Origin of the sequence: Legionella sp. km535 (assembly GCF_003990085.1) — a bacterium.
Classification (GTDB): Bacteria; Pseudomonadota; Gammaproteobacteria; order Legionellales; family Legionellaceae; genus Legionella; species Legionella moravica.
The window spans coordinates 48,675-57,966 of record NZ_RZGU01000025.1 but is presented as its reverse complement, the minus strand read 5'-3'; the positions used below and the strand labels follow the sequence as shown (position 1 = coordinate 57,966).

The window sequence follows — 9,292 nt, the reverse complement described above, 5'->3', positions numbered from 1 at the left end:
GTTTTAGAATCGATAGTATTTGATTGTCACTAAATTTTGATCTTTTCATGCAGAATCTCCTCCAGCATAGATTATGAGAAAATTCTATTTTTGGCATCAATTATTTTTCGGGGGGATTACCTGACCCTCTGTCTTTTGCCTCTCCTTATTCGGCGGGCCTTTTGTTTGACTGGCAAATTAATCAGCCTTTGTAAGCCTGTCATACCATTAAGCTTGGTTCTTGTGATTGTTCGGCTTGAGAATGTTTTTCTTTGTTATTTAACAATATTTCATTGAGCAGCTTCCAGACTTCCGGTCTTAGAGAGATGCTGTTTTCAATTCTCATCTTTGTGATGGAGGTCTCTTTAAATGCACTGAAAATCTCTATTAATTCATCGTCGGTTTTTGAGCCGATATGATTAAATGAAAAATCCAGTGTTATCAAACCTTGTGGTAAAGCTTTTATGATTGCAACAAGTTCTTGCACAGATTTCAAACCAAGCCTATTCCAGCTTAAATCTAACGAACGTAGGCCCTGTGGGAAAAGTTGCGTCATTGTAACGAGTTCTGCTCCGCTTCTGTCGATGAGGTGACTATAGCTCAAATCCAACGAACTCGTATTTGGGTCAAGCTCTCTTAATTTTGTCAAAATGTGATCTTGTGTGCATTTAAAAAAATAAAAACGCATATTAAATCTCCAAAGAATTTTAAATAATTGAACAAGCATCTGGTATTTCGTGTGTCTACTTAACCAGGAAATACAGGACTAAATTGATTGTAAATATGCTGGTCCATAATAGAAACCGTATTAAATACGGTATTTATAGTAAAAATAAGTGCCACTAAAGAGAGGTGATTTATCTATCAGAGGAATTATCAAGCAACATCACACAAGAGGCAAAGGGCAAGATCTGACCCTCTATCGGCTACTTCGCTGACCTTCTTTTATGCCTTCATAATCCGATTCGTGTTCCGTTACATCCATCTAAAATGTAAAGGAATAGGCAAAACTGACAAAATTCAGACAAAAAAACAACTTAGAGTATATAATTTAATCATATCCCTAAACTATTAGGTAAGATCATTATGCTTTCCAAGTTACTTCAAAGGAAGCCTAAACTTCCTCCCACAAAGCCAATGCCACGTCTTTCTAATTTTGCACATGGTGCATTACCTCGTAGTGGCATGGATAAATTCACCAGGGAAATAAATCAACTGATTGACCAGTATAACCAACAAGACAAAGATTCCGGTAAAATAGATACTCTAAAAGAAATACAAAAGAAAATACAAGAGGTAGATTATAAGTACAAACCAAGTCAAATAGCAGGTTCTCCCGGTTATCAAGCTGCTCATGATACATTATTTAAAGAGATACAATATCAACGAACAAGTCTGGGAATTTCTTCGTTTAGCTCTTCAAAAAAATCGTCCTCTTTGACTGAAGTTATTGCCAATATGTCTCCCGAGAAAATTAATCAACTTCTTGATATATTGAATAAAGGCAGGGCAGCATATCTTGATGTATTGAATAAAGGTAGGGCAGCAGATTTAGACACTGAACTCAAAGAACTCTATCCAGCAGCTGATAAGAGTGAAGAGGCAAACGCTTTTCGTCAATTTCTTAAAAATCATGAAATTAGTTTTTTGGGTGGAGGTAACTCTAAAAACTTCAAAGTTACACGACTCAAAGATGGCAGTGAATCCGTTTTAAAAGTAGATTACCGCCTCAATATGCCCAGAAATATTGAATCTCATTTACGAGAGAAACTGGGAGATAAATTTGCTCCAATAGATGCAGAGAGGACTGCTATAGGTAAAGATTATGATGGGTATCCTATACAGAGAACAATTCTTGTTACTGAATTTTGTAAAGGAGGCAGTGTTGATCAACAACGTGAACAAATCACTACTGTGCCTGAGTTGGTAGAAAATACTGGTAAAATTTTTGAACAAATGTCAACTACTCTGTTGGAAATTCAAGAAGCAGGATGTATGTTTCCTGATGCAAAAATCACCAATTGGTTGGTCGATGAAGAGAATAAAATTCGTCTTGCGGATACCAAGAGTTTTCTATTTACAGATAAAGTGGGACAGTACCGTCCTGGGATACCAGGAAATGAATACAGTGGAATGCTATCAACACCGGGGTTTCGTCCTCCCGAGTTTGGTCAGTATACATTAAATGCAGATTCTGTTCATGCTTATATTTTGGGGAAAAATTTATACTATTATACCTCTGGTAAGAGAGCTATTGGAGATGATGGGGCACATTATAATTTTGATAGTGATGTTTTTAAGACGAAAGAAGGGGCAGAATACAAGGAACTAATTAAAGGATTAATCAAACCAGATTCTTCTGAACGCATGCCCATAAGGGAAGCGGTCGATCGATTGTTTATGATTAATAATCCAGAGTTTAAGAATGTTTTTACAGATCTTAAAAAATTAAAATTTAGTGAACATGATCAGGTAATGAATGATTATATTCGTGATAAGCAAAAACAAATTAATAGTGCGACAAATTCCGGTGAGCGTGACACTATTTTAAAAGAATTAGAAACTACTGTGAGTAGATTAAAAGCGGACAAAGCATCTCAAGAAGTAAAAAAAGTAATTAATGGATTTAAAGAGAAGGCTGGATTCTTCACTGTAGGTATGAACGCCAAAGCAACCCGAATTGAAAATGAAATGAGTAAATTGTCCATAGAAGAACGATGTAATTTTTTTGGCTCGGCTAAATCAGAACACGTGTTGAAGGCTATTGCATCCCACCGTTATTGGGGATCCAGTGGAAAGACTTATCTCACTAAAGATGGAGCAATTGATCAGGATAAGGCAGCTCAAAGCTTTAAAGAGTTCAAGAGTAAATTTAAAACTCAAATGGATACCCCGAAACAGCAAAAAGATGAAGAACATGTTAAAAATGAAGAAAGATCATTTAAAATTTAACTCAAGGATATTAAACAATGAATTTTAATTTATTATGCTCTGAGATAGGAATCAATGCTGATCAATCCTTCTCAAATAATCTTGAACTTTTAAAGCAATGGTTTCATGAGCACGTATCAACTGATATCGATTTCTCGGGAAATGAAACGGAACAGTTTGACCAATATAAAGAAGTTACAGAGTTATACCTGGATCTTATTTTACCCGAAACAACGCAGGATATTGGGAAATCAAATCCGCTCCTGGATGGAGAAAGTGTCATTTCTGCTCTCGCATCAATGGGGTTTGATCGAGTTCTGTTCTCGTTAAAACCACAACAATCTTTATTAAATGATAAAAATATAGATGGCTTAACGCCATTACATTTAGCCGCTCTTGAAGGTCATTTAACCACCATAAAAATCTTGCTTTCTTTGGGGGCGGATACCTGTATTCTTAGTAAGCAAAATCAATACCCATTGTTTAGTGCGCTCATTGTACCCATTCTTCATGATGCTCAGCTGAGGCAGAACAAAGTCAAGATTTTTAATCTATTAAAAGATAAAGGAAATCAACCTTTAAATCATCAAGATAACAATGGTAATACGGTGTTACATCAGATGGCACTTCAGGGTTTTGATGAGTTAATAAAAGAAACATTGGCAACCGATGGCGAGCTTGCTTACATCAAGAATAATCATACTCACTACCCCATACATACAGCAATTTTAAACAATAAATTTGAAAGCACCCTTCTTTTACTACAGGTTAAAGATGGAACTACCCTTACTGACAGTAAGGGCTGCTCACCCTTACATTATGCTGCCCGTTACTCGAACCAGCCTCTTATTGAAGAATGTTGTAAATTGAGTATCAATAAAGATCCTCTTGATTTCCTTGGAAGAACACCTTTGATGCTCGCTGCTGAGTTGGGAAGGCTTTCTGCGGTGCAAACTCTTATTGCACACGGGGCCAGAACCGATTTAACTGACTCAGAAGGGTTTAGCGTGCTGCATTATGCCGTAAAATCAGGCAATTTAGCGGTAGTTCACTGGCTCATTGAGAATACTCATGTCGACATTAATGCAAAAGATAATCACGATAATACTCCTTTGCATCTTTGTAAAACAACGTTTAATGAGACGGAACATATGGAAAAAATAATCGCATTATTGCTAGAACACGGAGCTATCCAACCTTCTGTATGCAATAACCCTTAAGTTTATAATGACCGCTGATTGCAATTTAATTTATCCTCTAAATGCCATATGCACCAATGAGGGTGATACAAATGGAATTTAGAGGCATTACCTAAACTTTGAGAAGCGTTTAAATTCCTCACTAGAATTTAAACGGCAGTGAACATCGTTGAATCAAAGATAAACGCAGCGCACGTTGAACGTTTTTAACTCATTCAACGAGTGTTCCAAGCCAGAAAATCCGGTTATTTTGGTGAATAAGAAGAGCGCTGCTCCTCTTCGAGCGCCGCTTGCATGTTCTCGCGATACGAACTCTTTAAGCTGGATAAGCGTTGTAGTTCAGATTGGGCCTGGATTTTTGACATAGAGCCATCTTGTAACTGGCGTAATACCAAATCTTCTTGAGCGGTATAATTTTGAAGAATTTTATGAAAATCTTGTGAGGTGAAATCGCTTTTTTGTTTTTTTGAAAACATGGTTCTCTCTTTTGGTGTGGTGTGAGAGTATATTATCCTTTGTCCTTTTTAAGATCAATCTGAAATGTTCTAAAGGTTCCAGGTCGATAAATGATTCCTTTATTCAATTAGAGATCAAACGGGTTATGGTGTTGGAACATGAATTTTGGCGTGTTGGAAGTTTATGGGAAATAAGGTAATTTCAGGGTTCATTACTTATTCTTTGATTCTCACCCCATTACTGATTAGGTTTCCGGGATAAAGCACTACCTGTTCTCCTTCCTTGATTCCGCTTGCCACAATTGCAGCATCCAAATTATGCCGTTTTATTTCAATTATTCGTTTGATGGCTTTGCCATGTTCAGCGACGAATACTGCCCACTGTTCAGAGTCTCGAAATAAAGCACTCATCGGCACTAGCAATTCTTTTTCTGATTCGTATATAAAAATATCGACATCAACCCGAAACTCATCCCCAAGATTGTTCCATTGTTCGTGAGGAGAGGTAATATCGATAATGACATTGACTCGTTGTTCCTCGACTCCCAGAGCTGAAATTTTAGTATAGCCACTTGGCTCAACGGTGCGTACAGTCCCTGTTAAATCTTTAGGCCCACCCCATCGCTTAATTAATACCTTGGCTTTATTGGGGATTTGAGCCGCATCGGTACTTAGGACATCCGCTACTATTTCCAGTTGGGTGACGTCAGCCAGTTCCATGATATTGGTGCCTACATTGAGGGTACTCTCACTTTTTTGATTAATTCGTAATATTTTTCCCGAGATTGGAGCAAAAAGGTTAACTTTCTCTTGAGAGTAATTTTGATTCTCTGTTGTTGCGCTTAAAGACGCTTTAATTTTTTCAATATCGTGTTCGGCACTATGCACTTTTCGTTCGGCGGCATGCACGATTTTTTGTTTTAGCTTGTATTCTAATTCAGTATGTTCTATATCACTTGGACTGACGTATCCCTTCGCTACTAAAGATTTTTTTCTGTTAAAATCCGAAAGGGCTGTATCTAATGCTGCTTTGGCTTGTTCCAAAATGGCTTTCGCTTCCTCGTACTGGGCTTCGGCAGCGCCTAGCTCTTGTTCCAGTTGCTCTTTGGCTCGCACATCCAGTAAAGAGGGTAAGGCCGGTAGAATGGTTGCCAGTATGTCATTCTGGTGTACCGAATCGCCTTCAAGGTAGTTGATTCGGAGTAATTTTCCCATCACCGGGGCGGTTATCGTGTATATTTTTATCGCTCGCGTCTTTGCATCTTCTTCGATGTATTCTGAATAGGGACCATAGCTAACTTCAGCCAGTTGCACCTTGATTGGTGTTGGCAAGATTAACCAAAAAATAATGCTCAGACACAAGACTGATACAATAAAAAGTCCTAGGTATTTTTTTAATTTTGAATTAAGTACTGGCACTAATCACCTACTTTCAATACAGCAGTTAAATTGAGTTGTTGTACTCGTTTTTTAATAATCAACATACTGATGATGCTTGAAACCACTACTACAATTATGGATATTGCATAGGTTTTTGCTTCTATTATAAAAGGAATTTTAAACCAGTCAGTCTGCATTAACTCTAATATAGACCATGAAATCCAATATCCAAAGAGAATGCCCATAGGTATCGCTAAAAGTACTTCCAAAATAATGGTATAAAAGAGGATTTTAGATACTTCTTGCTCAGTGAAACCCAATACTCTTAATGTGGACAATTCCCATGAACGCTCAGCCAGAATAATGATGGCATTGTTATAAACCACAGCAATCGCGATAACCAGTGCAAACCCGGTTAATATTGAAGTAAAAACCAGTATGTGTTTTGCAAAGGTTTCTTTAAAGGTTTGCACAATTGAATTATTAAACGTTATCGAACTGACTTTAGGTATTTGTTTGATTTCCTTATATAACTGATTCATGTACTGAGGATCAATAGAAATGCCGGCACGATTTATCAGATGATCTTCATTCTGAATTCGATTCATTAAACGAATATTCGTGTAGGCGAACATTCCTACATAATCATTTACTATTCCTTGAACTTCAAGCCGGGTTTTTGCTCTGTTCCCTTCAAGCATGTTGATGTGAATCCAATCACCCAGTCTTGCATGCAATCGCTCAGCCAAACCTTGGCTCAATACCAAGGCATGCTCTGGGATGGAAATTGGATTCTTATGATCATCGAGAATAATTTTTAATTTGGCGTCGGATGGGATGCCATATAATGCCGTTTGTTCCGAATAGTTTTGATGGCTTAATAAAGCTGGAGACAGGCGATACCCTTCCGAATTGAGAATCCCTTTGATATGCCTGAGTTCAACGAGCACGTTATCTTGCACTTGCTGGGTGAATGACACGGTTGCATCGTTTTTCTGTGACATCAAAAATTGCGTTTTGATTAAATAGTTAATGGCATCCTGCCAAAAGAGTCCCAAGATGACTATAGACATTGCTAAAGCAATGCCAACGGATGTAATAACAGTACGCAATAAATGTCTGAAGGTGTGGCGGTAAAACATTTTCGCGCTTGCCGAACAACGAGAGATAAAACCAATCTGCTCCAGGCGAAGTGTCCTGTATATGGGAGGTGCTGGAGGGCGCATCGCTACCGCTGGAGCGAGATTCACTACTTGATGTATTGATCTTAAGGCTCCGGATCCCGCTGAAAATAAACTGACTAAAACGCCTATAATTGCGGCTTGTATTGAAAATGAATAATTGAAGATGGGAAATCGGAAGTATTCAGCATAGAGCTGAGTCATTAATTGACCAAACCAAGCTCCCAGGCTTATCCCCAGTATGGCACCACAAAATACAATAACCAGAACGAGTTTTGCATAATAAAGGATGATCGACGTATTAGTATAACCGAGTGCTTTTAATAAAGCGATTTGTTCTCGTTGGTTTTGTACCAGTCTTCCTGTAACTAAATTTAATAAAAATGAAGCAACTATCAGGAAAATAGGTGGAATAACGGAGGCTATAATTTTTTGTTGCTTGATTTCATTGGTTACGAATCGATCCGATACTTGTTCTTTTCTGGGATAGGTGATTGATAAGCCGTAATCCAGGAATAATTGTTCCAGCTTGTTGCGCACTAATTGTTCTGATGCATTGGGTGCCAAAGTTAAACTGATATCATTAAATCCTTCTTGCATTCCGAATGCAGCACTGAGTGCTTTGTGGTTCATCCAGAATACCCCAAAATGTTTATTATCGGGGAGGAGATCTTCACCACGAATGGCATAAACGTATTCTGGAGATAAGACGATGCCTACGATGCGCAGGAGTTGACGATGACCGTTTAACAGGGCGTAAATGTGATCCCCGGGTTTTATCGAATGAGCTTCAGCAAAGCCTTCATTAACCAGGATCTCATTGGCTTTGCCAGCCTCAAGAAAACGTCCTTTGCGTAAAAATAACTGATTCAAATGAGATGGTCTGGCGTCGGGTATGGATATAAAACGCCCGATAGCTGGTTCCTGTAACCAGGGCAAATCCAGAGTGACGTCTTCAACAATGCGTGTTTCCACTTGAGATACGCCAGGTATTTCTTCTATTCTTTTGTGCATGGAAACAGGCGCTCGTTTTAAACTCGCAAATACGTGGGCAAAATGATAATCGGAGTAAAACGTCTGTTGCGCCTGGGACAACGATTGATAGGTACTGAATGATGATATTAAAACGCTAATCCCGCTGCATACTACCAAAGCTATGGTAATAACCTGGCCTTTAAGCTTGAATAAATCACGAAATAATTTCTTATTTAAGCTCTTTACCATGATAAATCAGCGGCTTTTCGTTTGTTTTTGTTTTCGATAATTCCAGCGATTCGACCATCCGCGATATGGATTATCCGGTCCGCCATTTCACCAATAACTAAATTGTGGGTAATGATGACTACGGTTGTGTTGAGTTTTGTATTTGCAATCTCAAGGGTTTCCAATACGATTTTGCCCGTTTCACAATCAAGGGCTCCTGTGGGTTCATCACAGAGAAGTACATCGGGTTGTTTGGCTATGGCGCGGGCAATGGCCACTCGTTGCTGTTCACCTCCCGATAGTTGGGATGGGAAGTGTGCTATTCGATGCTCCAGCCCCAATAGTTTGATTGCCTCCAGCGAGTCCATGGGGCGCTCTGCAATCTCGGTAACGATTGATACGTTCTCCAAGGCTGTTAAATTGGAAATTAAATTATAAAATTGAAAGACAAATCCAATATGCTCACGTCGATATCGAGTCAGCTCATGTTCACTAGACGCCGTGATGATGTGATCTTTGTAAATGACTTCTCCAGAAGTAGGTACATCAAGGCCTCCTATTATGTTAAGCAGCGTTGATTTACCGCTACCCGAAGGCCCTAAAAGTACAACTAATTCACCTTGATATAATTCCAGATTAACCTGCTGCAATGCATGGATTTGTACTTCACCCATTTGATAAGTTTTGGTCAGGTTATGTATTTTAAAGGCTGGTTGGCGCTTCATTATAACGTCCATTGTTCTGATGATGAGGCACATGTATTGGGTGAATCAGATTAAGTGTAACAACAAAATGCCCTAAGAGTAAGTTGCCTTCATACGGAGGTAATCCGTTTGTCTGTGGTGAGTTGAGATTGATTAATACTTTAATCTCGTTCTTGCTAGGGGAGCCGGCATTAAAAAATCGTTGCAATACAGGAGCATGCGGATAAGATATACCAACGTACAATAATACTACGGACACC

Annotated in this window: 8 protein-coding genes; 2 read left to right on the top strand and 6 right to left on the bottom strand. The window is 38.6% G+C overall.

Annotation, left to right across the window (positions count from 1 at the left end; genetic code table 11):
- Positions 1 to 199: 199 nt before the first annotated feature.
- A complete protein-coding gene (locus ELY21_RS13380) occupies positions 200 to 667 on the bottom strand; it encodes a hypothetical protein (protein WP_158618567.1) in 468 nt (155 codons plus the stop codon).
- 398 nt (positions 668 to 1,065) lie between these two features.
- On the opposite strand from ELY21_RS13380, the gene ELY21_RS13375 reads away from it, so the two are divergent.
- The gene (locus ELY21_RS13375) at positions 1,066 to 2,931 is read left to right on the top strand and encodes a hypothetical protein (RefSeq protein ID WP_127110250.1); all 1,866 of its coding nucleotides are present in this window, start codon (positions 1,066 to 1,068) and stop codon (positions 2,929 to 2,931) included.
- 17 nt (positions 2,932 to 2,948) lie between these two features.
- Positions 2,949 to 4,130, top strand: a complete 1,182-nt coding sequence (locus ELY21_RS13370; protein ID WP_127110248.1) for an ankyrin repeat domain-containing protein — start codon at positions 2,949 to 2,951, stop codon at positions 4,128 to 4,130.
- Between the two features lie 224 nt (positions 4,131 to 4,354).
- Here the strand turns inward: ELY21_RS13370 and ELY21_RS13365 are convergent, their stop codons facing one another.
- From ELY21_RS13365 to ELY21_RS13345, 5 genes are all read right to left on the bottom strand, one after another.
- Complete coding sequence (locus tag ELY21_RS13365) at positions 4,355 to 4,585, bottom strand: hypothetical protein (protein WP_127110246.1); 231 nt, start codon at positions 4,583 to 4,585, stop codon at positions 4,355 to 4,357.
- A gap of 195 nt (positions 4,586 to 4,780) precedes the next feature.
- On the bottom strand, positions 4,781 to 5,983 hold the full coding sequence (locus ELY21_RS13360) for an efflux RND transporter periplasmic adaptor subunit (protein WP_127110244.1): 1,203 nt from the start codon (positions 5,981 to 5,983) through the stop codon (positions 4,781 to 4,783).
- Positions 5,983 to 8,349: an ABC transporter permease gene (locus ELY21_RS13355; RefSeq protein ID WP_127110242.1), complete on the bottom strand. Its 2,367-nt coding sequence runs from the start codon at positions 8,347 to 8,349 to the stop codon at positions 5,983 to 5,985. The genes ELY21_RS13360 and ELY21_RS13355 overlap by 1 nt, the downstream gene beginning before the upstream one ends.
- Complete coding sequence (locus ELY21_RS13350; RefSeq protein WP_127110240.1) at positions 8,343 to 9,053, bottom strand: ABC transporter ATP-binding protein; 711 nt, start codon at positions 9,051 to 9,053, stop codon at positions 8,343 to 8,345. Before ELY21_RS13350 ends, ELY21_RS13355 begins: the two co-directional genes overlap by 7 nt.
- Positions 9,031 to 9,291, bottom strand: coding sequence for a hypothetical protein (locus tag ELY21_RS13345; RefSeq protein WP_127110238.1), 261 nt, complete (start codon positions 9,289 to 9,291; stop codon positions 9,031 to 9,033). Before ELY21_RS13345 ends, ELY21_RS13350 begins: the two co-directional genes overlap by 23 nt.
- Between the last annotated feature and the right edge of the window lies 1 nt (position 9,292).

Coding starts and splice junctions, on each gene's coding strand:
- ELY21_RS13380 (WP_158618567.1), bottom strand. CDS start 667: ATGCGTTTTTATTTTTTTAAATGCACACAAGATCACATTTTGACAAAA.
- ELY21_RS13375 (WP_127110250.1), top strand. CDS start 1,066: ATGCTTTCCAAGTTACTTCAAAGGAAGCCTAAACTTCCTCCCACAAAG.
- ELY21_RS13370 (WP_127110248.1), top strand. CDS start 2,949: ATGAATTTTAATTTATTATGCTCTGAGATAGGAATCAATGCTGATCAA.
- ELY21_RS13365 (WP_127110246.1), bottom strand. CDS start 4,585: ATGTTTTCAAAAAAACAAAAAAGCGATTTCACCTCACAAGATTTTCAT.
- ELY21_RS13355 (WP_127110242.1), bottom strand. CDS start 8,349: ATGGTAAAGAGCTTAAATAAGAAATTATTTCGTGATTTATTCAAGCTT.
- ELY21_RS13350 (WP_127110240.1), bottom strand. CDS start 9,053: ATGAAGCGCCAACCAGCCTTTAAAATACATAACCTGACCAAAACTTAT.